Annotated in this window: 20 protein-coding genes; 13 read left to right on the forward strand and 7 right to left on the reverse strand. The window is 57.9% G+C overall.

The window, feature by feature from the left end; translation table 11 throughout:
• Window positions 1-50 precede the first annotated feature (50 nt).
• From pmbA to AC4ICF_RS02420, 12 genes are all read left to right on the forward strand, one after another.
• Window positions 51-1403, forward strand: a complete 1353-nt coding sequence (gene pmbA, locus AC4ICF_RS02365; RefSeq protein WP_059354955.1) for a metalloprotease PmbA — start codon at window positions 51-53, stop codon at window positions 1401-1403.
• A 40-nt stretch (window positions 1404-1443) separates the two neighbouring features.
• Complete coding sequence (gene cybC, locus AC4ICF_RS02370) at window positions 1444-1830, forward strand: cytochrome b562 (RefSeq protein ID WP_116343575.1); 387 nt, start codon at window positions 1444-1446, stop codon at window positions 1828-1830.
• A 316-nt stretch (window positions 1831-2146) separates the two neighbouring features.
• Complete coding sequence (locus tag AC4ICF_RS02375; RefSeq protein ID WP_116343574.1) at window positions 2147-2485, forward strand: glycine dehydrogenase; 339 nt, start codon at window positions 2147-2149, stop codon at window positions 2483-2485.
• Between the two features lie 10 nt (window positions 2486-2495).
• Window positions 2496-2858 carry an SFCGS family glycine-rich protein gene (locus tag AC4ICF_RS02380; RefSeq protein WP_006810339.1) on the forward strand — a complete coding sequence of 121 codons (363 nt, stop codon included), beginning with the start codon at window positions 2496-2498 and terminating at the stop codon, window positions 2856-2858.
• Window positions 2859-2860: 2 nt separating this feature from the next.
• The gene (locus AC4ICF_RS02385; RefSeq protein ID WP_008501409.1) at window positions 2861-3160 is read left to right on the forward strand and encodes a DUF4312 family protein; all 300 of its coding nucleotides are present in this window, start codon (window positions 2861-2863) and stop codon (window positions 3158-3160) included.
• Window positions 3161-3183: 23 nt separating this feature from the next.
• Window positions 3184-3960, forward strand: a complete 777-nt coding sequence (locus tag AC4ICF_RS02390; RefSeq protein WP_008501408.1) for a DUF4311 domain-containing protein — start codon at window positions 3184-3186, stop codon at window positions 3958-3960.
• 13 nt (window positions 3961-3973) lie between these two features.
• Window positions 3974-4615, forward strand: coding sequence for a DUF4310 family protein (locus AC4ICF_RS02395; RefSeq protein ID WP_024907276.1), 642 nt, complete (start codon window positions 3974-3976; stop codon window positions 4613-4615).
• 42 nt (window positions 4616-4657) lie between these two features.
• Window positions 4658-5791: an amidohydrolase/deacetylase family metallohydrolase gene (locus AC4ICF_RS02400; RefSeq protein WP_316379795.1), complete on the forward strand. Its 1134-nt coding sequence runs from the start codon at window positions 4658-4660 to the stop codon at window positions 5789-5791.
• Window positions 5775-6893, forward strand: coding sequence for a DgaE family pyridoxal phosphate-dependent ammonia lyase (locus tag AC4ICF_RS02405; RefSeq protein ID WP_316379794.1), 1119 nt, complete (start codon window positions 5775-5777; stop codon window positions 6891-6893). The genes AC4ICF_RS02400 and AC4ICF_RS02405 overlap by 17 nt, the downstream gene beginning before the upstream one ends.
• Entirely contained in the window at window positions 6890-7630 is a 741-nt protein-coding gene (dagF, locus tag AC4ICF_RS02410; protein WP_316379793.1) for a 2-dehydro-3-deoxy-phosphogluconate aldolase, read from the forward strand. Before AC4ICF_RS02405 ends, dagF begins: the two co-directional genes overlap by 4 nt.
• Before the next feature lie 36 nt (window positions 7631-7666).
• Complete coding sequence (locus AC4ICF_RS02415; RefSeq protein ID WP_316379792.1) at window positions 7667-8803, forward strand: lactonase family protein; 1137 nt, start codon at window positions 7667-7669, stop codon at window positions 8801-8803.
• A gap of 19 nt (window positions 8804-8822) precedes the next feature.
• Window positions 8823-10733 carry a BglG family transcription antiterminator gene (locus tag AC4ICF_RS02420; protein WP_116343569.1) on the forward strand — a complete coding sequence of 637 codons (1911 nt, stop codon included), beginning with the start codon at window positions 8823-8825 and terminating at the stop codon, window positions 10731-10733.
• Window positions 10734-10765: 32 nt separating this feature from the next.
• Here the strand turns inward: AC4ICF_RS02420 and nrdG are convergent, their stop codons facing one another.
• The 5 genes from nrdG to AC4ICF_RS02445 form a co-directional block, all read right to left on the reverse strand.
• The gene (nrdG, locus tag AC4ICF_RS02425; protein WP_163330704.1) at window positions 10766-11230 is read right to left on the reverse strand and encodes an anaerobic ribonucleoside-triphosphate reductase-activating protein; all 465 of its coding nucleotides are present in this window, start codon (window positions 11228-11230) and stop codon (window positions 10766-10768) included.
• Window positions 11231-11356: 126 nt separating this feature from the next.
• Window positions 11357-13495: an anaerobic ribonucleoside-triphosphate reductase gene (nrdD, locus tag AC4ICF_RS02430; protein WP_163330705.1), complete on the reverse strand. Its 2139-nt coding sequence runs from the start codon at window positions 13493-13495 to the stop codon at window positions 11357-11359.
• 370 nt (window positions 13496-13865) lie between these two features.
• Complete coding sequence (locus AC4ICF_RS02435; protein ID WP_116343564.1) at window positions 13866-14438, reverse strand: PTS sugar transporter subunit IIA; 573 nt, start codon at window positions 14436-14438, stop codon at window positions 13866-13868.
• 1 nt (window position 14439) lies between these two features.
• Entirely contained in the window at window positions 14440-17034 is a 2595-nt protein-coding gene (locus tag AC4ICF_RS02440; RefSeq protein ID WP_316379791.1) for a glycoside hydrolase family 38 N-terminal domain-containing protein, read from the reverse strand.
• Between the two features lie 10 nt (window positions 17035-17044).
• Window positions 17045-18442, reverse strand: a complete 1398-nt coding sequence (locus tag AC4ICF_RS02445; RefSeq protein ID WP_316379790.1) for a PTS fructose transporter subunit IIC — start codon at window positions 18440-18442, stop codon at window positions 17045-17047.
• A gap of 179 nt (window positions 18443-18621) precedes the next feature.
• On the opposite strand from AC4ICF_RS02445, the gene AC4ICF_RS02450 reads away from it, so the two are divergent.
• Window positions 18622-19281, forward strand: coding sequence for a MurR/RpiR family transcriptional regulator (locus AC4ICF_RS02450; RefSeq protein ID WP_316379789.1), 660 nt, complete (start codon window positions 18622-18624; stop codon window positions 19279-19281).
• Window positions 19282-19289: 8 nt separating this feature from the next.
• Here the strand turns inward: AC4ICF_RS02450 and AC4ICF_RS02455 are convergent, their stop codons facing one another.
• Both AC4ICF_RS02455 and treC read right to left on the reverse strand, forming a co-directional pair.
• On the reverse strand, window positions 19290-20036 hold the full coding sequence (locus tag AC4ICF_RS02455; RefSeq protein WP_316379788.1) for an oligogalacturonate-specific porin KdgM family protein: 747 nt from the start codon (window positions 20034-20036) through the stop codon (window positions 19290-19292).
• A 135-nt stretch (window positions 20037-20171) separates the two neighbouring features.
• Window positions 20172-21827 (reverse strand): alpha,alpha-phosphotrehalase, encoded by a 1656-nt coding sequence (gene treC / locus AC4ICF_RS02460; protein ID WP_316379787.1) that lies wholly within the window; start codon window positions 21825-21827, stop codon window positions 20172-20174.
• Window positions 21828-21856 lie beyond the last annotated feature (29 nt).

Here is a 21856-nt window from a genome sequence, read left to right on the forward strand (position 1 = left end):
GCACTGAAAAACGGTTCTCTGTTAGACTTCACTTAACTCTCTCTTACAGTATGGCATTTGCGATGAAAGTAACCTCACAAGTTGAAGCGCAGCGTAAGATTCTGGAAGAAGCCGTCTCCACCGCGCTGACGCTCGCTTCAGGTAAATCAGATGGCGCCGAAGTGGCGGTCAGCAAAACCACCGGCATTAGCGTGAGCACCCGCTATGGCGAAGTGGAGAATGTAGAATTTAACAGCGATGGCGCGCTTGGGATCACGGTGTATCACCAGAATCGCAAAGGCAGCGCGTCATCCACCGATCTCAGCCCGGATGCCATTGCCCGTACGGTGCAGGCGGCGCTGGATATTGCCCGCTATACCTCTCCGGATCCTTACGCAGGCGTGGCGGATAAAGAGCTGCTGGCGTTTGACGCGCCGGATCTCGATCTTTTCCACCCGGCGGAAGTGACGCCGGATGAAGCCATTGAACTGGCCGCGCGCGCCGAGCAGGCGTCATTGCAGGCTGACAAGCGCATCACCAATACCGAAGGCGGCAGCTTCAATAGCCACTACGGCATCAAAGTGTTCGGCAACAGCCACGGCATGCTGCAGGGCTACTGCTCTACCCGCCACTCGCTCTCCAGCTGCGTCATCGCTGAAGAGAACGGCGACATGGAGCGCGACTACGCCTACACCATTGGCCGCGCGCTGGGGGATTTGCAGTCTCCTGAGTGGGTGGGTAAAGAGTGTGCCGAACGCACGCTGTCGCGCCTGTCGCCGCGTAAACTCTCCACCATGAAGGCCCCGGTGATCTTTGCCAATGAAGTGGCGACCGGCCTGTTTGGCCATCTGGTGGGCGCTATCGCGGGCGGCTCGGTGTACCGTAAATCGACCTTCCTGCTCGACTCGCTGGGCAAGCAGATCCTGCCGGAATGGCTGACGATTGAAGAGCACCCGCACCTGCTGAAAGGGCTGGCCTCCACGCCGTTCGACAGCGAAGGCGTACGCACGGAACGCCGCGATATCGTTAAAGACGGCATTCTGACCCAGTGGCTGCTGACCAACTACTCCGCGCGCAAGCTGGGGCTAAAAAGCACCGGTCACGCGGGCGGCATCCACAACTGGCGCATTGCCGGTCAGGGCCTTAACTTCGAGCAAATGCTAAAAGAGATGGGCACCGGTCTGGTGGTCACCGAGCTGATGGGGCAGGGCGTGAGCGGCATCACCGGCGACTACTCGCGCGGTGCGGCAGGCTTCTGGGTCGAAAACGGCGAAATTCAGTATCCGGTGAGCGAAATTACCATCGCCGGCAACCTGAAGGACATGTGGCGCAATATCGTTACGGTCGGTAACGATATTGAAACACGTAGCAATATACAGTGTGGTTCTGTATTACTGCCGGAAATGAAAATCGCCGGCCAGTAATACCCGAAAAGCGTTTTAATAATAAAAAAGGAAGTGAGCAATGCGTAAACACCTGTTAGCGATCGTCGCGGCTTCAACGCTGGTTCTTGGCTCTTCTGCGTTTGCTGCCGATCTCGAAGACAACATGGACATCCTCAGTCAAAACCTGAAGATAGTGCAGAAAACGGACAATGCGGCCGAAATGAAAGGCGCACTGACCAAAATGCGTGAAGCGGCGCTGGACGCGCAAAAAGCGACCCCGCCAAAGCTGGAAAGCAAAGCGGCAGACAGCGCAGAGATGAAAGACTATCGCCACGGCTTTGACGTGCTGGTCGGTCAGATCGACGGTGCGCTGAAGCTGGCTAACGAAGGCAAAGTGAAGGAAGCCCAGGCGGCGGCTGACCAGTTTGTGGCGACGCGTAACACGTATCACAAGAAATATCGTTAATCGATCGCGCATCTGACAAACAACCAGCGGGGGCCAGTGGCTCCCGTTTTTTTTACGCGGTAATAAGTAAACCCTATCGCCATCACATTTTTGCGTCACCACGCCTGAACGTTTTCGTTTCCCCGGCGCGCGTTTTGCCGCTGGAATACGTGATATTCATCACGCAAATACCGTTATTAATCCAGATTCACCGCATTTATGTGGCACAGATCACTGCTGCGGCTCGCCTTTCCACTTCGAAGTGGAAAACAACTCGCTACAAACAATTCCCCCCCAACGTTAGTTTTATTCCAGAGCCATTAACGGGGTAAGACCAGTGATTAACGGAGCGGTAATGAACGACGTTGGGGAACAGGCGGAGCAAACAGAACAGCTCGCGACCACCATGCTGCAGCAGGTTTATGCCCTGCTGGCCCGAAACAACATCATCCCCAATGCGGTACAGGAGCAGATGCTCACCTCCCACGTGCGCGCAATGGCGCACCGGTCCGTGACCGGCGAGCCGCTGCCGGAGGTAGAAGCAGAGCTGTTTGACGAAATTTCACCAGATTCAATGCAACTTGCCCGTGAAGTGGTAGCGCAGTTTGGCAATCTTCCTGATGAAGAGGCCTGGCTGCTCTCCGTTCACTTTGAAGTCGCGAAAGACAACCTTTAAGGAGCAACACATGGAACAGATTACAGTCGTGATTGGCGATCGCCTGGGCAAAGGTCAGAAAGTGGCTGCCGGTGTGGAAAAAGCAGGCGGACGCGCGGTGGTTGTGCCGGGCATGGCGGCTGACATGAAGCTCGGCGACGTGATGAAAGCGGAAAATGCCACTTTCGGCATCTCCTTCTGCGGTAGCGGCGGCGCGGGTGCCATCACCGCCCAAACCAAATATGGCTACAAAGCCAAATACGGCATGCGTTCCGTGGATGAGGGCGTGACCGCCATCAACGAAGGCTGCAACGTGCTGGGCTTCGGCTTTATGGATAAAGAAGAGCTGGGCGAGCGTCTGGTACAGGCGTGGCAGAAGAAATACGGCGCATAAGCATGAAAGAACAGTTCACAACCACGGTGAGAGTGAAGGGCAAAGGCGACGCCAAAGCGCGCGCCTTTGCTGACGCGCTCAACCACGTTCAGGCCGCGGTGATGAAAGCCTCACCGCATATCTTACTGCGTATTGAGCCACAGGATGTGCAGGTTGTTCAGGCGCAAGAAGCGGTGCGTAAAGAAGCGTTTCTGTTCTTCTTTTTGCGCCGGGAGAGACGCACCTACAGCGTGGAGCTGGATGTGACCGTCAACGTGACCGCCATCAATCTCGACCGGGTGGATTTCGTCACGCAACGCTGATTATTCATAAAAAGGGCAGACTGATGTTCTTAATTATATTAATAAAATCGCTCATCATCGGCGGCCTGGTAGGCGTCGGTGTTGGCGCCGGGGCTGCACGCATGTTTCATGCGCCTACCACTCAGGGTATGGGCGCGTTTCGTACGTTGGGGGAACTGAACTCCTGCGAAGGGGATCCGGCTTCTCACTTCTCCTTTGGGTTAGGTTTCTTCTTTAACGCCTGGGCCTCTTCCGTGGCTGCAGGCGCCTTCACACAGGACGTTGACCACCGCATCATCCCGAACTGGGGTGCTGCTGCACTGATGATCAAAAACCGTAACGTCGGCGAAACGCTGCACGATCCCCGCAAAATGGCGATTGCCTGCGGCGTGATCGGCATGATCGTCGTGACCTTCCTGAACCTGACCGCCTCCTCCGTTCCGGCCGCGCTTCAGGTCACCGCCGTGAAGGTACTGGTGCCTGCCGCGAACCTACTGGTGAACACCGTCATGCCGGTGATCTTCTGGCTGGCGGCTATCGACGCGGGTAAAAAATCGGGCTTCTGGGCCACCATCTTCGGCGGCGCGGCGCAGCTGATTATGGGCAACGCCGTACCGGGCCTGGTGCTGGGGATCCTGATCGGTAAAGGCGTGGAAGAGAGCGGCTGGAACCACGTCACCAAAGTGATGATGGCGGCTATCGTCCTGCTCTTCGTGCTGAGCGGCTTCTTCCGCGGCTTCGACATGAAGATGATCGAATCCTTCCATCTGACCGTGCCGAACTGGCTCGATATGATCCACAACTCGCTCAGCGGTAAATAACAGGAGCCTCTACATGGAACAGAATAAAGGTTTTTGGTATGCCGACTGGTCGTTCCCGATCTTCGTTGGCCTGCTCTCCTCCGGCGTTTTCGCCGGGACGCACATGTACTACCTCTACGGTATCGGCGCGTTTAACGAAGTGGCCTTCGTGGCGATGCTGAAAGCGGGGATTGATACCGGCGTCTACGGCGCGGTGGCGGCGTTCGGCGCAAGCTTCCTGTTCGCCCGCATTATCGAAGGGTCGCTGGTCGGTATTCTTGATATCGGCGGTGCGATCCAGACCGGCGTGGGCCTCGGCGTTCCGGCGCTGCTGCTGGGCGCGGGGATCATGTTCCCGGTGACCAACTTCATCGCCTCGCTGATTACCGGCCTGGTGATTGGTCTGGCGATCGGCTACGTCATCATCCTGGCGCGTAAGTTCACCATCAACCAGAGCAACTCTACCTACGGTGCAGACGTGATGATGGGCGCGGGCAACGCCTCCGGCCGCTTCCTCGGGCCGTTGATTATCCTCAGCGCCATGACCGCCTCCATTCCTATCGGCGTCGGTTCCCTGCTGGGCGCGCTGGTGTTCTACATCTGGCAGAAGCCGATTACCGGTGGCGCCATCCTCGGCGCAATGCTGTTGGGCTGGCTGTTCCCGGTCGCCCTTTAATACCCGCGGGCGCTCCGGCGCCCGCCTTATCAGGAGATCCTCATGTTTGATTTACTCCTGCGCCGTGCGCGCCTCGCCGACGATACCCTGACCGATATCGCCATTCAGGACGGAAAGATCGCCGCGACGGGCGACATTGATGCCCCTGCGCATAAAACGGTTGAGCTGAATGGCGACGTGTTCGTCAGCGCAGGCTGGATTGACTCCCACGTTCACTGCTACCCGAACTCCCCGATTTACCACGACGAGCCGGACAGCGTGGGCATTGCCACCGGCGTTACCACCGTGGTGGACGCGGGCAGTACCGGGGCCGACGACGTGGACGATTTCTACGACATCACCCGCAAAGCTTCCACAGAAGTCTTTGCCCTGCTGAACATCTCCCGCGTGGGGCTGATTGCCCAGAACGAGCTGGCCAACATGGCGAATATTGACGCCGAGGCGGTGAAGCAGGCGTTGAAGCGCCACCCTGATTTTATCGTCGGCCTGAAGGCGCGCATGAGCAGCAGCGTGGTCGGTGAAAACGGCATTACGCCGCTGGAGCGCGCCAAAGCCATTCAGAAAGAGAACGGCGACTTGCCGCTGATGGTGCACATTGGCAACAACCCGCCGAACCTCGACGAAATTGCCGAGCTGCTGAGCTCGGGCGACATCATCACCCACTGCTACAACGGCAAGCCAAACCGCATTCTGACGCCCTCCGGCGAGCTGCGCGCCTCCATCATCTCCGCCCTGAAGCGCGGGGTGCGTCTGGACGTCGGCCACGGCACGGCGAGCTTCAGCTTTGAGGTGGCGAAACGCGCCATCGCCATGGGCATTTTGCCGCACACCATCAGCTCGGATATCTACTGCCGCAACCGCATCAACGGCCCGGTGGGCTCGCTGGCGAGCGTGATGTCGAAATTCCTCGCCATCGGCATGTCGCTGCCGCAGGTGATTGACTGCGTGACCGCCAACGCCGCCGACGGCCTGCGCCTGACGCGCAAGGGTCGCATCCAGCAGGGTCTCGACGCCGACCTGACGCTGTTCACGATTAAACGCCAGCCAACGGTGCTGACAGACGCTGAAAACGACAGCCTGCAGGCTGAACACATTCTGGTGCCGCTTGCCGCGATCCGCGCGGGCAAGGGCTACATGACCGAACAAGGGAGCACGGAACATGCCTTCGATTTATGAGAAGTATAATTTAAAGCAGGTTATCAACACCTCTGGCCGCATGACGGCGCTGGGCGTCTCCACGCCGCGCCCGGAAGTGGTGCAGGCGGCGATGGACGGCATGAATCACTATTTCGAGATGAAGGATCTGGTTAACAAAACCGGGGAGTACATCGCGAAGCTGCTGGACGTGGAGGGCGCGACGGTGGTCTCCTGCGCGTCGGCGGGCATTGCCCAGTCCGTGGCGGCGGTGCTGGTGAAAGACAGCGACTGGCTGCTGGAAAACTTGCACGTGACCCCGATTGAGAATAACGAAATCGTCCTGCCGAAAGGCCACAACGTGAACTTTGGCGCGCCGGTGGGCACCATGGTGGCGCTGGGCGGCGGCAAGCTGGTGGAGGCGGGCTACGCCAACGAATGCTCTGCCGATCAGCTGGCGGCGGCGATCACTCCGCGCACCGCGGCGATCCTCTACATCAAATCACACCACTGCGTGCAGAAAAGCATGCTCAGCGTCGAGCAGGCGGCGGTCGTGGCACGCAAGCACGATCTCCCGCTGATCGTCGATGCGGCGGCGGAAGAAGATCTGCACGCTTACTACCGATCCGGTGCCGATCTGGTGATCTACAGCGGCGCGAAGGCGATTGAAGGCCCAACCAGCGGGCTGGTGATCGGCAAAACCCAGTACGTTGAGTGGGTGAAGCGCCAGACCGCGGGCATTGGCCGCGCGATGAAGGTGGGTAAAGAGGGGATCCTCGGCCTGACCTGCGCCATCGAACATTACCTGACGGCGACCAAAGAGAGCGGGGCCGAGATGGTGGCGAAGATGACGCCGTTTATCGACGCGCTCAATACCCTGAATGGCGTGACCGCGCGCGTGGTCTGGGACAGCGCCGGTCGCGATATCGCGCGCACCGAGATTAAGTTCGACGAAGCCGCAACGGGCGTCGGCACGGGTGACCTGGTGGCGAAGCTGAAGCAGGGGGAATACGCCATTTACTTCCGCGGCTACAAGGCCAACGAAGGGATTATCGAGGCGGACGTGCGCAGCGTGAGCGCTGACCAGCTGAACATCGTCTACCGCCGCATTAGCGAAGTATTAGGACAGGAGAAAAACGCATGAAACTGACCCCCAACTTTTACCGTGACCGCGTCTGTCTGAACGTGCTGGCCGGCTCAAAGGCTAACGCCAGCGCCATTTACGAGGCGGCGGAAGGCCACGTGCTGGTGGGCGTGCTCTCCAAAAATTACCCGGACGTGGCGAGCGCCGTTGCCGATATGCGTGAATATGCCGCGCTGATTGATAACGCGCTTTCCGTCGGCCTCGGCGCGGGGGATCCGAACCAGTCGGCGATGGTGAGTGAAATCTCCCGTCAGGTGCAGCCGCAGCACGTCAACCAGGTCTTTACCGGCGTGGCCACCAGCCGCGCGCTGCTGGGGCAGAATGAGTCTGTGGTCAACGGTCTGGTCTCTCCGACCGGCACCGTCGGCATGGTAAAAATCTCCACCGGTCCGCTGAGCAGCGCAGCACCGGACGGCATCGTGCCGGTTGAAACGGCGATTGCCCTGCTGAAAGATTTCGGCGGCAGCTCCATCAAATACTTCCCGATGGGCGGCCTGAAGTGCCGTGACGAGTACAAAGCGGTGGCGGAAGCCTGCGCCCGTCACGACTTCTGGCTGGAGCCAACCGGAGGTATCGATCTGGAAAACTATGAGGAGATCCTGCAGATCGCCCTCGACGCGGGCGTGAGCAAAATCATCCCGCATATCTACAGCTCGATTATCGACAAGGCCAGCGGCGATACGCGTCCGGAAGATGTGCGTACGCTGCTGGAAATGACGAAGAAGCTGGTTAAGTAGAACAAAACCTTACCGCACACACCTGAAGGAGCCACCATGCACACCCGTACCCTGCTTGTTGCTTCACTCTCAATGTTCGCCACTGCCGCTGTCGCCCAGACGCAATACGCCTGGGTGGGCACCTACAACCCCAACGGGGAAGGGCTGTACCGCTTTACCGTTGACCCACAAACCGGCGCGCTGGCGAATAAAACGCTGGTGAGCAAGCTGCCGAACGCCGCGCAGCTGACCGTCTCGCACGACGGCAAAACGCTCTATCTGGCAAGCGAAGTGGAGCAGGGCGTGGTGCAGGCGCTGCGGGTGGGGGATAACGGCGAGCTAAGCGAACTGAATCAGGTGGCTTCCGGCGGTGCGGGGCCGGTGTACCTGTCGCTGACGCCGAGCGGCCAGCATCTGCTGGTGGCGAACTATGTCAGCGGATCGATTGCCGTGTTGCCCGTCAACGCGGACGGCAGCCTGGGTGACGCTACGGACAAACATCAGGATCAGGGGGAACCGGGCGCGGCGAAGCCGGAAGCGGCTGTCGAAGGTAGCTTTGCCATCAGCGATCACAACGGCCCCCATGCGCACATGATCGCTGCCGATCCGAGCGGGAAATATGTTTTTTCTACCGATCTGGGGCTGGATCGTATCTATCAGTACCGCTTTGACGATCGAACCGGAAAGCTGACGCCGAACGATCCGCCGTTTATCAGCGCCTCCTCAAAAGGCGCCGGCCCGCGCCACTTTGTCTTTACGCCAAAGGGGGACGCCCTGTGGCTGATTAACGAAGAGGCGTCTACGCTCACCCATTATGCGCTGGACAGCAGCGGCAGACTGAAAGAGGGCAAAACGGTCTCTGCCCTGCCGGACGGCTATAAAGGCACCAGCTTTGCAGCCGGGCTCGCATTAAGCGCCGACGGTAAGCAGCTGTATGTGGCTAACCGTTTGCATAACAGCATCGGGCACTTTACCGTAACAGCGGAGGGCACGCTGACCCATCAGGACGACGTGTGGACGCGCGGCGACTACCCGCGCACCCTGACGCTCGATAAACAGGGACGCTGGCTGTACGTCATGAACCAGCGCAGCGACAACATTACCCGTTTCCGCGTGGCGCAGGATGGCAAGCTGAGCTTCGAGCCAGACTATACCCCGGTCGGCAGCCCATCCCAGATGGTCATTTCACCTTAAGCTGTAAGAGGACAAACCCGTGCGATTTCCGAACCAACGTTTAGCGCAACTTTTCGATCTGTTGCAAAACGAGACGCTGCCACAGGACGAGCTGGCGCAGCGGCTGTCGGTCTCCACGCGAACCGTCCGCGCCGATATCACCGCCCTGAACGCGCTGCTGGCAAGCCACGGCGCGCAGTTTATTCTGAGCCGGGGCAACGGCTACCAGCTAAAAATTGATGATGCCGAGCGCTATCAGCAGCTGCAGGCATCGCACCCGCGCGCGCTGCGAATTCCCCGAACGGGAGCGGAGCGCGTGCACTATCTGGTGGTGCGTTTTCTGACGTCGGCGTTTTCGCTTAAGCTTGAAGATCTGGCTGACGAGTGGTTTGTCAGCCGCGCCACGCTGCAAAGCGACATGGTGGAAGTGCGCGAGTGGTTCCAGCGCTATAACCTGACGCTGGAAACCCGCCCGCGCCACGGCATGAAGCTGTTTGGCAGCGAGATGTCGGTGCGCGCCTGCCTCACCGATCTCCTGTGGGAGCTGGCGCAGCAGGACAGCCTCAACCCGCTGGTGACGGAGGTCGCGCTCAACGCCGGGGTACCGGAGCAGATGGTAGCCGTGCTGCACGACGCGCTTACCCGGCACCACATCCGCCTGACTGACGAAGGCGAGCTGTTCCTGCGTCTGTACTGTGCGGTGTCGGTGCGTCGTATCAGCGAAGGCTTTCCGCTGCCGGAATTTCATGCGGAAGACGTGGAAGAGAACGTGCGCGAGGCGGCGAAGGATATCGCGGTGGTCATTCAGGAGCTGGCGGGCAAAGCGCTGTCGCCGTCCGAAGAGAGCTGGCTGTGCGTGCACATTGCGGCGCGGCAGATTCAGGAGATCGCCCCAAGCGCGATTAACGCCGACGACGACGAGGCGCTGGTCAACTACATCCTGCGCTACATCAACACCCACTATAACTACAACCTGCTCAGCGACGCACAGCTGCACGCGGATCTGCTCACGCACATTAAAACCATGATCACCCGCGTGCGGTATCAAATCATGATCCCCAATCCGCTGCTGGAAAACATCAAGCAGCATTACCCGATGGCATGGGATATGACGCTAGCGGCGGTGTCGAGCTGGGGCAAATACACGCCGTATGCGATCAGCGAAAACGAGATTGGCTTTCTGGTGCTGCATATCGGCGTCGGGCTGGAGCGCCACTACAACATCGGCTACCAGCGCCAGCCGCGCGTGCTGCTGGTGTGCGACGCCGGTAACGCGATGGTGCGCATGATCGAGGCGGTGCTTCAGCGCAAGTATCCGCAGATCGAGGTGACGCGCACGCTCACCCTGCGCGAGTACGAGCTGGCGGATGCCATCGGCGAGGACTTTGTTATCTCTACCGCCCGCGTCAGCGAAAAATCCAAACCGGTGGTGACGATCGCCCCGTTCCCGACCGACTATCAGTTAGAGCAGATCGGCAAGCTGGTGCTGGTGGACCGCACCCGTCCGTGGATGCTGGAGAAATACTTCGACGCGGCCCATTTCCGCATTCTCGACAAGCCCGTTGACCAGCAAACGCTGTTCCGCGAGCTGTGTGACCAACTTGAACGCGAAGGTTTTGTTGGCGCGGAGTTTCTGGATTCGGTCGTGGAGCGTGAGGCTATCGTCAGCACCATGCTCGGCGACGGCATCGCGCTGCCGCACTCCCTCGGCCTGCTGGCGCAGAAAACGGTGGTCTACACGGTTCTGGCTCCGCAGGGCATCCCGTGGGGGGATGAAACCGCGCACGTCATTTTCCTGCTCGCCATCAGCAAAAGCGAGTACGAAGAGGCGATGGCGATTTACGATATCTTCGTCACCTTCCTGCGTGAACGGGCGATGGCGCGCCTGTGCCAGTGCGGAGATTTTGCCGGGTTTAAGGCGGTGGCAATGGAGAGTTTGAGCCGGTTTTGAGGTAAGGGCGGACGGATAACATCCGCCTTTTATCAACGCAAATGATGCACAACCTGGTTGCTGCTGCCGCGCCAAATCAGCGCCGGGTCTTTTAAATCCTGTACGAACTTGCCGTCGACCAGCACGTTAATCAGTTCCACCACTTCCATTTGCTGCGCGTTCAGCTCATCCAGCTTATAGCCTGTCCAGACCCAGATATCTTTTCCCGTACACTCTGCCCGAATGCGCTTCACCAGCTTCAGGATATCCGGCACGTTTTGCGGGTGCAGGGGGTCGCCGCCGGAAAGTGAGATCCCCTGACGGTGAATGCGCGTGTCGTTCAGGTCGTTGACGATCTTGTCTTCCATCTCAGCGGTAAACGGCATGCCGGAGTTCAGACGCCAGGTGCTTTTGTTGTAGCAGCCGGGGCATTCGTGGACGCAGCCTGAGACGAACAGGGTGCAGCGGGTGCCGGGGCCGTTGACGATGTCGACGGGGTAGTATTGATGGTATCGCATAGAAAATGTCCAGAGAATGTGCGCGCGGATGCCCTCACCCCGGCCCTCTCCCACAGGGAGAGGGAGAAGAGTTCCCTCTCCCTTGAGGGAGAGGGGTAGGGTGAGGGGGAGAACCCTGCGCAGAACTTACCCGATCTGCCCATTCCCCAAATGCTTCACGCGGCGCTTCACCTCTTCCTGCTTGCCGGCGTTAAACGGACGCGCGTCCGGGCTGCCGAGATAGCCGCACACGCGACGGGTCACGGAGACGCGGGCCGCATCGTGGTTGCCGCATTTCGGGCAGGTGAAGCCTTTACTCGTACACTCGAACTCACCGGTAAAGCCGCACTCGTAGCACTCGTCGATTGGCGTGTTGGTCCCGTAATACGGCACGTGCTGATAGCTGTAATCCCATACGTCTTCCAGCGCCTTCAGGTTGTGCTGAATGTTCGGGTACTCGCCGTAGCAGATGAAGCCGCCGCTGGCGATCGGCGGATAGGCCGCTTCGAAGTCGATCTTATCGTACGGGTTCACCTTTTTCTCCACGTCGAGGTGGAAGCTGTTGGTGTAATACCCTTTGTCGGTCACGCCTTCCACAATCCCGAACTCGGCGGTATCCAGACGGCAGAAGCGGTCGCACAGGTTCTCGCTCGGCGTGCTGTAGAGGCTAAATCCGTAGCCGGTTTCCTCTTTCCACTGGTCAACCGCGTCGCGCAGGCGTTGAACAATCGCAATGCCTTTTTCGCGCAGGGCCTCGCTGTCGTACATATGCGTATCGCCAGCCAGTGCGTTGATGGTCTCGTGGATGCCGATATAGCCCAGCGAAATCGACGCGCGGCCGTTTTTGAAGATCTCGGACACGTCATCGTCCGCCTTCAGGCGCACGCCGCAGGCCCCTTCCATATAGAGGATTGGCGCGACGCGGGCTTTCACTCCTTCAAGGCGAGCAATACGGGTCATCAGCGCCTTACGCGCCAGCTGCAGGCGTTCATCCAGCAGTTTCCAGAATTCAGCTTCATTGCCTTTGGCCTCCAGCGCGATGCGCGGCAGGTTCAGGCTGATCACGCCCAGGTTGTTACGCCCGTCGTGGATCTGCTCGCCGTTTTCATCTTCGTACACGCCGAGGAAGCTGCGGCAGCCCATTGGCGTTTTAAACGAGCCGGTCACTTTAACGACCTGATCGTAGTTCAGGATGTCCGGGTACATGCGCTTGCTCGCGCACTCCAGCGCCAGCTGTTTGATGTCGTAGTTCGGGTCGCCAAACTTGTGGTTCAGGCCGTCACGAATCGCGAACACCAGTTTCGGGAATACCGCCGTTTTGCGGTTCTTGCCGAGGCCGGAAATACGGTTGCGCAGGATGGACTGTTGAATCAGGCGTGATTCCCAGCTGGTGCCCAGGCCAAAGCCGAAGGTTACAAACGGCGTCTGGCCGTTGGCGGTGTGCAGCGTGTTCACCTCATATTCCAGCGACTGGAACGCGTCGTAGCACTCTTTTTCGGTGCGGGAGTGCGCATAGCCGTCCGCGTCCGGGATCTGCCACTCTTCGGCGGTTTTACGGTGCTTGTTGAAGCTCGCCGTTACGAACGGGGCCAGCACTTCATCAATGCGGTTAATGGTGGTCCCGCCGTAAATATGGCTCGCCACCTGGGCGATGATCTGTGCCGTAACCGCGGTGGCGGTGGAGATGGATTTTGGCGGTTCAATCTCGGCGTTACCCATTTTAAAACCGTGGGTCAGCATGCCTTTCAGGTCGATCAGCATGCAGTTGAACATCGGGAAGAACGGCGAATAGTCGAGATCGTGATAGTGGATCTCGCCGCGCTCGTGCGCAGACACCACATCGCGAGGCAGCAGGTGCTGACGGGCATAGTGTTTGGCGACGATACCGGCCAGCAGGTCGCGCTGGGTCGGGATCACTTTGCTGTCTTTGTTGGCGTTTTCATTGAGCAGGGCAGAGTTGGTCTGCTCCACCAGGCCACGGATCTCCTGGTTCAGGCGACCGCGCTTCTCACGCTGCACGTCACGATCGTGGCGGTACTCAATGTAGGCGCGCGCCAGCTGCTTGTAAGGCCCCGCCATCAGCTGGTTTTCAACCGCGGTCTGGATCTCGTTGATATCGACCTGGCTGCGTTCAGTCATCTGGCTGCTAACGACTTCTGCGACGGTGGCGCAGTAATCTGCGTCATCGACTCCCGCTGCTTTAGCTGCACGCAGAATGGCTTCCTGGATGCGCTCTGATTTAAACGGCACTTTACAGCCATCACGTTTCATCACATGCGGTGTCATGATCACTCCATTTTTTGAAAACAGGTTATCCACAGAGGTGGAGAAGTATTCACCGGGCGTATTCCCCGCCGGGCCAAAGACTTCCCGCGTTCCCAGCTCGTGTTATCCACAGTTCCGGCCAGCGTCAGCGCCGTCTTGTTGTTGGAATAGTAGACGAAAAATACAAGATGTTGGGTCGGCGTGCATTTTAAGTGCTACATATAGTGATTTGCATCAAACAAGTTTGCGATTTATTTGACGCAGAACAAAGTAAAAAGACGAGAGTACAAACGGCGGGCGCTTCAGCCTTTGTAAAGACGCAGAGGAAAAATCTGATTAATTATTCAACAAAAACAAGCGCTCAGCACGGTACGTGCTGAGCGCTGTTCGGTTAACTCATTCCGCAGGCCCAGCTCAATCCTGCCTGTATAAAGGCTGCGGTAGCGATACTGCCCAGTATCACCGGAATGAGAAGGGAGCGGTCGAGGGACGCAGCCTGTTTTTGCGGTTCTTTAGCACTCAGGGCTGACATCGCCTCTTCCCGGGTGCGCGACGCCAGAAGCTGCTCACGTACCCGATCTTCCGTCAATAAACTGGTCAGCGTCGTCAGCAGCTGCATATGGGTACTGCCTGCTTCTGCGGGCGGAATGGCGAGCAGAAAAACCATTCTCACCTCTTCATCCCCTTCCAGACCCGGCCAGCGTATCGGGTCGTCAAAGAGCGCCAGACAAAACGCCGCCTGCTGCACCGCCTCGGTTTTACCGTGCGGAACGGCGAGCGCTTCACCCAGCGCGGTAGGGCCTTCGCTTTCGCGTTGTAAAACGCTCTGGATAAACGTTTCTTGATCGCTGATGATTTTCCGCCCGGCGAGCGGTTCGGCGAGCCAGCGGATCAGCGCTTCAGGCGTACGGTGCGGCGGGTTGATAAAAACCAGATCGGGGTGCGTCAATGCAAGCAAGTTCATATTAAGCCTCCATTAAAAAATCGCAGGTCGCGGAAGGGGGGATCGCCGTTACCGACTGCACTGGCTCTTCCAGATAGTTGATCTGACGGAGCTCTGCCAGACTTTCTGGGACGGGAACCGGCTGCGTCCCGGCGTTAAACACCCGGACGATCGTGCCGCGGGACTGCTGCGCATGGGGCAGGGCAGAAAGGATGAGCGGTTCCGGCAGGGTCAATAGTGAGAATTGTGCCGGAAGCTGGCGGTCGGGCAGGCGCAACGAAAATCGCTCAAGACGGTGATCGAGCGTGTGCAACGATTGCCGCTGATAGGTGAAGGGCTGCCCGGCGGCCTGATTTTCCAGCCGACGAAGCGTGAGATGGTCGGCGCTGTCGGCCAGCGCGACGGTGAATGAAAAGTGCAGCGGTTTCAGCAACTGGGCATCGGGGGTTTCAACCACCGTATTATTAATGCCGGACGCCCGGCCTGGCCGCCAGTCGAGATCGTTGCGCCCGAGCACGCCCGTCGCTTTAAACAATGTCAGGGCAATCGCCGCCGGTTCGCTGCCGATAATCTGAAACTCTTTCATACCTCGGCTATTCACCACCAGCGCTTTGCCCGCTTCCGCGACGGCAATAATGCCTTCGGTGGTTTCGATATCCACGGGATTCTCGCGATAGCGCTCCTGCCAGTTTTCTCCGGCACATCCCGTTTCGCGCTCGATTATCGCGAAGGGCTGGGAGGCGATAGCGTGACGGGTGTGAATATCGCTGCCGATCAGTAAACGTAGCCGGTGATCGCAGTGGCTGTTTTCAAGCGTACTCTCGACATACAGGTTCGGATCGTCGTGGCGTAATTCGCACACCAGACGAATGGATAGCGGCGTTCGGTCCGTATTCTGACGGCCTGCGAGATCCTGCGGAAGAAGCATCGTGGCCTCAACGATCAGCTTTTCAACAAGTGGCGTTTTCAGGCTGTCGACGAGCGTAAAATGCGAACAGCGCGTCGGTACGTCGCCCGCAAGCGGCGAGAAATCGTAGCTGTCGCCCGCATCCGCGCAGTCTTCAAGGGTAAAGAGAGAGGGGATACGCCTGCCGCTGCGTTTGTCTTCCAGGGTTAGCGTTCCGGCGTCCAGCGACAGTCGATAGTGCGCATTCACTATCTCGCTTCCCTTTGTCTGTACATGCTGGCGGAACGGCGCAGGGTCATCTTCCACGTTAACCGTGATGTAGCCGACCGACGGCAGAACCGGGGTTTGCAAAGCAACCTGCCAGCGGAAATAAGGGGGAAGGGGCGTTTCACACTCGCCTTCAGCGGTAAGGGAGATCGCCGTTCCGCCGGGCAACACGTCTCTTTTCAGGACGTCGAAGGGGATAGGCTGGCCCTGATACGTCAGCGCGATATTGTCAGCGCGGCTGTAGAGAGTGGTTTTCACCACGCGTTGCGTTTGCGCGGCCAGCGGGTTGAAAATCAGCAGGTCGCCGTCCTGAATGCAGGCGGCCAGGGTTTTCACCACCAGATTCCACAGACTGTGGCACAGCTGTTCGGTTTGCTCCAGCCGATGCAGGATGTCGCGGTTGGTGGCATCACTGTTACAACCGCCAATGGAGTCGTGGGCGTGGCTTCGCAACAGCTTCTTCCAGAGGGTATCGACCACTGAGAGGTTGACCGGGATGCCCTGATGACGCGCCATGGCGATTGTCGGCTCCAGCTGTCGCAGGAGGAACTGCTCAACCTCATCATTTTTCTTTTTGATGTCGTAGCGCACGGAGCCGATCGTTTTATGAATGCGGGTGTAGCGCGGTGATTTCAGCTCTCCTTCCCATAGTTCAAACTGCTCACGCTGCGCGCGCAGGGTGTCGACGTAGCGCTCCAGCGAACTGAGGACGTACCGGTCCTCGTCTGGGGAGCGTGCGCTGGCGAGCTCCAGGATTTTCGGCAGCGCCGGGTCGATGCTGACCTGATCCCCGCCGCAGGGCAGGAGCAGGTCGTTGATACCGGCGCGTGAACGCAGGTGATTGACCATCGGAAAGATTTTGTCCTCCAGATGGCTCGCTTCTGACCCTATGTTTTTCGCCGCGCCATAACCGAACGCCATCGCGCAGGCGATAACGGTCGCCCCTGACGGCGCGCGCCAGAGGAACTGGCTGCTTTTGGCGTGCCTGTCATGATCGATACCGCGCCAGAAGACGATGCTGTCGAGATTGCAGCCCTGCAAGATCGTCGGCATCTGCGCATTGTGGCCGAAGGTATCCGGAAGATAGCCAACCTGCATGGCGTGCCCCAGCGTCCGGGCGGCGAAGATGCCGTATTTGAGGTTGCGGATGATGGATTCGCCATGCACGTTGTAGGTGTCCGTCTGGGTATACCATGGCCCCACGAAGATCCTTTTGTCTCTGACCAGCGTTTCCAGCCTGGCGCGATAATCGGGATTGATAGCGAGAAAGTCCTCCACCACCGCCATCTGGCCGTCAAGGTGATAGCAGCTATATGCCGGGTCCTGCTCCAGCGTGTCGATGACTTCCGCAAAGTTATATGACGCCAGTACCATGCTGTCCTGACGGGTGAAATACCACTCCTGATCCCAGTGCGTGTGGGCAATGACGTGGATCTGATTCATGACGTTCCCCTTACCTGGCGTTCTTTGGGCTGACGTAAAGCACGCCCAGGGCGCAAATCAGTGCGCCAATAAAGACGCTCGCCAGGTAGCCCGCCACGTTGGTTGCCAGCGGCCAGCCCCAGATGGCCGGTAGCGGCAGCGTCTGCTTCACGCCGAGTGCAATGGCGACCAGCGCGCCAGCGACGGCACCGGTCATGAACACCGGGATCAGGCGTGGGTTTTTCAGGATGAACGGGATCGCACCTTCCGAGATCCCAATAACGCCCAGCAATAGCGAGGTGCTGCCAACGGTCTTCTCTTCCCGGCTGAAGACATCCGGTAGTCCAAAGCGGCCGTTAAGGAACGCGGCAAAGCCAACGCCAATAGAGGGGATGACGATGGAGAGTTCACGGGCGGTTAAATCAAACGTCTCGCTCATGCCATTCAGGCCGAGTGCGACGGAACCTGCCGCCTTGTTAACCGGGCCGCCCAGGTCGAACGCGGTGCCTGCGGCTATCATCGCAGAATAGAACCCGCGCCCGGTGTCACCTGCCGAGGTAAAAAAGACCACCATCAGCTGGTTAAGTGAGCCAAAAATGGGGTTAATCAAATACTCCATGACCATCACCAGCGTAATGCCGGTGATCAGCGGGACGATCAGCATGGTCTTAATGGTGGTCAGTTGCTGGCGGACGTGAATAGCATCGTTCAGCCAGCGCACCAGATAGCCCACAAAAAAGCCGATGCCGATCGCGCCGAAAAAGCCGGACGGCATAAAACCTTCGATATCAAAGAAGCGCTTGTAGACTTCGTCGGACATAATGCCGCCGATAAGCCCGGGGATCAGCGCCGGTTTGCCGGCAATGGAAAATGCCAGATACATAGCGAAAACCGGATACATGAACTTGATGGTCATAAAGCCCATTTTATCCAGCACGCTGAACGGCGAATGTTCGATGTTAATAAACTGGCCGGTAATTTTAGCCGTTGCCATCATCAGCCCGCCCATGACCACCACCGGCAGCATATAGCTGATGGCTGCCATGATATGGCCGATAAAAATCTGGTAAGCCGAACGCTGGAGATCGTCTTCATGTACGACAGTGGTGACGCTTTTTTCCATGGCCAGCGCCTGGCGCAGATATCGATCGGTATGCTTGATCAGCTCTTGCGTACGGGTCTGAAGGTGAGGAATGTTTTCAAAGCGCTCGGCATCCTGAATGGGGACGTCGGTTGCCAGAATAATGGCCGTGGCGGAGGCGATGTCCTGCTTCGTTAAGCGGTTTTTAACGCCGTCGCTGCCCTGCGTTTCGACCTTAACCTCAATATTGTGCGCTTTAGCCCATGCAATAATTTTATTCGCCGCCATAAAGGTATGTGCAATGCCCGTCGGGCAGGCTGTTACCGCGACAACTTTTTGTTTCGTCATTGTCATAATTCCCTGGATGTGAAAACAGGGAAAGTATAAAGAGAACCTAAAACAGTTTTTAACGTTTGCTAATACTAATTACGTATCGTGATACGCGTAAATGCAATGTGTGAAGCGCCTTCCAGAGACTATTTTTCCGTTGTGTTAATATCATGTCGGGATTAAACAGGGCGTAATTTATGAATTCATTTCAGGGAAGTGAACGTTTGATATTTGAATACATTCAGCATCACGCGTGTAATATTTCTAATATATCGGCAAAAGAGATTGCCCGTGATACCTTTACAACGACAACATCCGTTAATCGTGTGTGTAAAAAAATGGGGTATAAAAGTTATACCGAGCTCCGGTACCGTTTTTTGCGCGATCATTTTAGCCCTGCGCCAGTAGCGCCCGACGTAGGGCCACAGGCGGACGATATTGTGGCGGAGGTGTCCAGGTTGCTCGCCCATTCCAGCCATATCTATCTGTACGCGCGCGGCGCCTCGCTCACCAGCCTCAACTACCTGTCGCGCTTTTTATCGCTGGCGAGCCTGCCGCACCTTATTTTGAATGACATGCACCAGCTGACACGGGTATCGAAGGGGACGCTGGTGCTGATCAGTAAATCCGGGGAGACGCAGTCGCTGATTGAAATGGCGCGTAACGCGCTGCGTAAAGGCTTAAAGATTATTGCCATTACCCGCGAGGGGTCGGCACTGGCGGCAATTTCAACGCTATGCTGGCCGTTACCGATCGACATTAACGCGGTGTCGCTGTATCAGCGGGAGGGCCAGCTTGAACTGTTAAGCGCCGTGGACCGTATCGGCTGCAGGCTGCTGCAGCACGATACGGTGTAGTCAGGTCGTCAGAGCTGCTTCACTATCCCCAGACGTACGGCATAATCATTTTCATGGTTGCCGTCATCGTTGATATAGGTTTTATCCAGCGAAACCAGTTCGACGTATGGCGTCCAGCCATCGTCGAGCTTGTAGTTGAATGCGACGGTATGTTCCCAGTAGGTATCATCCCCGGTTCCCTGATCGACATTATCCTGCCAGCGGAAGCGCGGGTTGTAGGACATGCCGAATTTGCCAATGTTGTACGCGAACCAAATGTCGAACTGGTGTGACTGGCGGCGGGTGTAGCCGCTGCCGTCGAGTTCTTTGTCGCTGTGCGCGTCATTGATGGTGTTGTAACGGTAACGGGCGGAGAGGTTCAGACCATTATCGAACGCTTTCCACCCCTGAATGAAGGGGCGGTAATGGGTATTGCTGGCGGTGAAAACCGTCACCATGCCAGGCGCAACGGCGAAGCCATTTCCCAGATCGAAGCGCCAGCGCGTTTCAATCTCCTGCGCCGCCTCCGTTAACCCCTTGTCGTCGGAATTATAACGGTCGGTATCACCAAAAAAGGTATCGTTGTGGTTTTGTGCGGCTTCAACGGAGAAGTAAAAGCCGTTATTCGCCTGGTGCATCACTTTAATACGTGAATCATTGACGTCTGAGCGCGTATTATGCCCAAAACGAAGGTCGACGGACGTATTTCCGCACCATCCCTGCGTACTTAATAATAATGCGCTAATACACGTTGCTTTAATAATTGTCTTTTTCATAATGTCCTGCCGAGGTTATTTAATTGGCAGGGCTATTTTTATTTTGGGTACGTCGTGATGTAAAAGTTATCGTCGTACATTTAGCGTATCGCTAAACATAAAAAAGGAGATACAGCATGCTGTATCTCCTGACGTTTATTCCTGCACCCACCAGATGGCTTCAAACGGGCGCAATAGCAGCGTATCGGGACGGGAGGGGACGTCCTCATAGTTGCTAAGGGCGACCCGCCATGCGCCCTGTACCGGGTCCGGCTGCCACTGCTGGCGCTCGCCGCTCAGGTTCGCCACTACCATCAGCGTCTGGCCCTGCCACCGGCGGCGATAGCACCACAGGGAAGGGTGTTCCGGGAGCAAATCGTCATAGTCTCCCCACGTCAGCACCGGCAGGGTTTTACGCAGGCTAATCAGCGACCGATAGGTGTAGAACACCGAATCAGGGTCGTCCAGCGCCGCGCGGGCGTTCACGGTTTCGTAGTTGTCGCAGACACCAATCCACGGCTCGCCCTCGGTAAAGCCCGCATTGTGCGACGCGTCCCACTGCATTGGCGTGCGCCCGTTATCGCGGGATTTGCTCGCCAGAATCGCCAGCAATTCATCCGGCTCGCGGCCGCTGGCCCGCAGTTCCGCGAACATGTTCAGGCTCTCCACGTCGCGGTAGTCGGTGATGCGGCTGAAGTGCGGGTTGGTCATCCCCAGCTCTTCGCCCTGATAGATATACGGCGTGCCCTGCATGCCGTGCAGCACCATGCCGAGCATCTTCGCGGCAGCCACACGATGTTCCCCTTCGTCACCAAAGCGCGACACGATGCGCGGCTGGTCGTGGTTACACCAGAACAGCGCGTTCCAGGCTTTGTTGTGCATCCCCTGCTGCCAGTGGCGGAAGAGGGTTTTCAGCGCCACGAAGTCAGGCTTCGCCTTCGTCCACTTTTCGCCGCCGGGGTAGTCCACCTTCAGATGATGGAAGTTAAAGGTCATCGACAGCTCGCGACCGTCGAGCGACGCGTACTGCTGGCAGTTCTCCAGCGAGGTCGAGGACATCTCGCCCACCGTCATCAGGTTGCGCGGGGTGAAGACGTCGCGGCTCATCTCCTTCAGATATTCGTGGATGCGCGGCCCATCGGTGTAGAAGCGGCGGCCGTCGCCGATGCTGTCGTCCGGGAAATCCTGATCTTTAGAGATGAGGTTAATCACGTCCAGGCGCAAGCCGTCCACGCCGCGATCGGCCCAGAACTCGCACACCTTTTTCAGCTCTTCGCGCACCGCCGGGTTTTCCCAGTTGAGATCCGCCTGCTCTGGGGCAAAAAGGTGAAGGTAGTACTGCTCGCTCTCGGCGTGCCAGCGCCAGGCGTTGCCGCCAAACTTGGATCGCCAGTTGTTAGGAAGCTGCTCCGGCGTGCCGTCGCGCCAGATGTAGAACTGTCGGTACGGACTCGCTTTGTTCAGCGACTCGCGGAACCAGGCGTGCTGCGTGGAGGTGTGGTTAAACACCATATCGAGCACAATGCGAATGCCGCGCTCGTGCGCCCGGGCAACCAGCTCGTCGAAATCATCCAGTGTGCCATAGGACGGGTCGATGGCGGTGTAATTCGCCACGTCGTAGCCGTTATCCACCTGCGGGGAGATATAAAACGGCGTCAGCCAGATGGCGTCGATGCCGAGGGATTTCAGGTAATCCAGGCGCTGGGTCACGCCGCGCAGATCGCCCGTGCCGCTGCCGGTGGTGTCCTGGAAACTCTTTGGGTAAATCTGATAGATGACGCCGTTCTGCCACCAGTGAGGAAGGGTATTCATAGTGCGTTCCTGCAAATGCGAAGGGGCGC

Source organism: Enterobacter sp. ECC_219_Taxon_10, assembly GCF_058354905.1.

Bases quoted from the DNA above. Each gene is read 5' to 3' on its own strand.
- AC4ICF_RS02395 (WP_024907276.1), top strand. From the start codon at position 3,974: ATGGAACAGAATAAAGGTTTTTGGTATGCCGACTGGTCGTTCCCGATC.
- AC4ICF_RS02380 (WP_006810339.1), top strand. From the start codon at position 2,496: ATGGAACAGATTACAGTCGTGATTGGCGATCGCCTGGGCAAAGGTCAG.
- AC4ICF_RS02450 (WP_316379789.1), top strand. From the start codon at position 18,622: ATGAATTCATTTCAGGGAAGTGAACGTTTGATATTTGAATACATTCAG.
- cybC (WP_116343575.1), top strand. From the start codon at position 1,444: ATGCGTAAACACCTGTTAGCGATCGTCGCGGCTTCAACGCTGGTTCTT.
- AC4ICF_RS02390 (WP_008501408.1), top strand. From the start codon at position 3,184: ATGTTCTTAATTATATTAATAAAATCGCTCATCATCGGCGGCCTGGTA.
- nrdD (WP_163330705.1), bottom strand. From the start codon at position 13,495: ATGACACCGCATGTGATGAAACGTGATGGCTGTAAAGTGCCGTTTAAA.
- dagF (WP_316379793.1), top strand. From the start codon at position 6,890: ATGAAACTGACCCCCAACTTTTACCGTGACCGCGTCTGTCTGAACGTG.
- AC4ICF_RS02445 (WP_316379790.1), bottom strand. From the start codon at position 18,442: ATGACGAAACAAAAAGTTGTCGCGGTAACAGCCTGCCCGACGGGCATT.
- treC (WP_316379787.1), bottom strand. From the start codon at position 21,827: ATGAATACCCTTCCTCACTGGTGGCAGAACGGCGTCATCTATCAGATT.
- AC4ICF_RS02455 (WP_316379788.1), bottom strand. From the start codon at position 20,036: ATGAAAAAGACAATTATTAAAGCAACGTGTATTAGCGCATTATTATTA.
- AC4ICF_RS02435 (WP_116343564.1), bottom strand. From the start codon at position 14,438: ATGAACTTGCTTGCATTGACGCACCCCGATCTGGTTTTTATCAACCCG.
- AC4ICF_RS02405 (WP_316379794.1), top strand. From the start codon at position 5,775: ATGCCTTCGATTTATGAGAAGTATAATTTAAAGCAGGTTATCAACACC.
- AC4ICF_RS02415 (WP_316379792.1), top strand. From the start codon at position 7,667: ATGCACACCCGTACCCTGCTTGTTGCTTCACTCTCAATGTTCGCCACT.
- AC4ICF_RS02400 (WP_316379795.1), top strand. From the start codon at position 4,658: ATGTTTGATTTACTCCTGCGCCGTGCGCGCCTCGCCGACGATACCCTG.
- AC4ICF_RS02385 (WP_008501409.1), top strand. From the start codon at position 2,861: ATGAAAGAACAGTTCACAACCACGGTGAGAGTGAAGGGCAAAGGCGAC.
- AC4ICF_RS02440 (WP_316379791.1), bottom strand. From the start codon at position 17,034: ATGAATCAGATCCACGTCATTGCCCACACGCACTGGGATCAGGAGTGG.
- nrdG (WP_163330704.1), bottom strand. From the start codon at position 11,230: ATGCGATACCATCAATACTACCCCGTCGACATCGTCAACGGCCCCGGC.
- pmbA (WP_059354955.1), top strand. From the start codon at position 51: ATGGCATTTGCGATGAAAGTAACCTCACAAGTTGAAGCGCAGCGTAAG.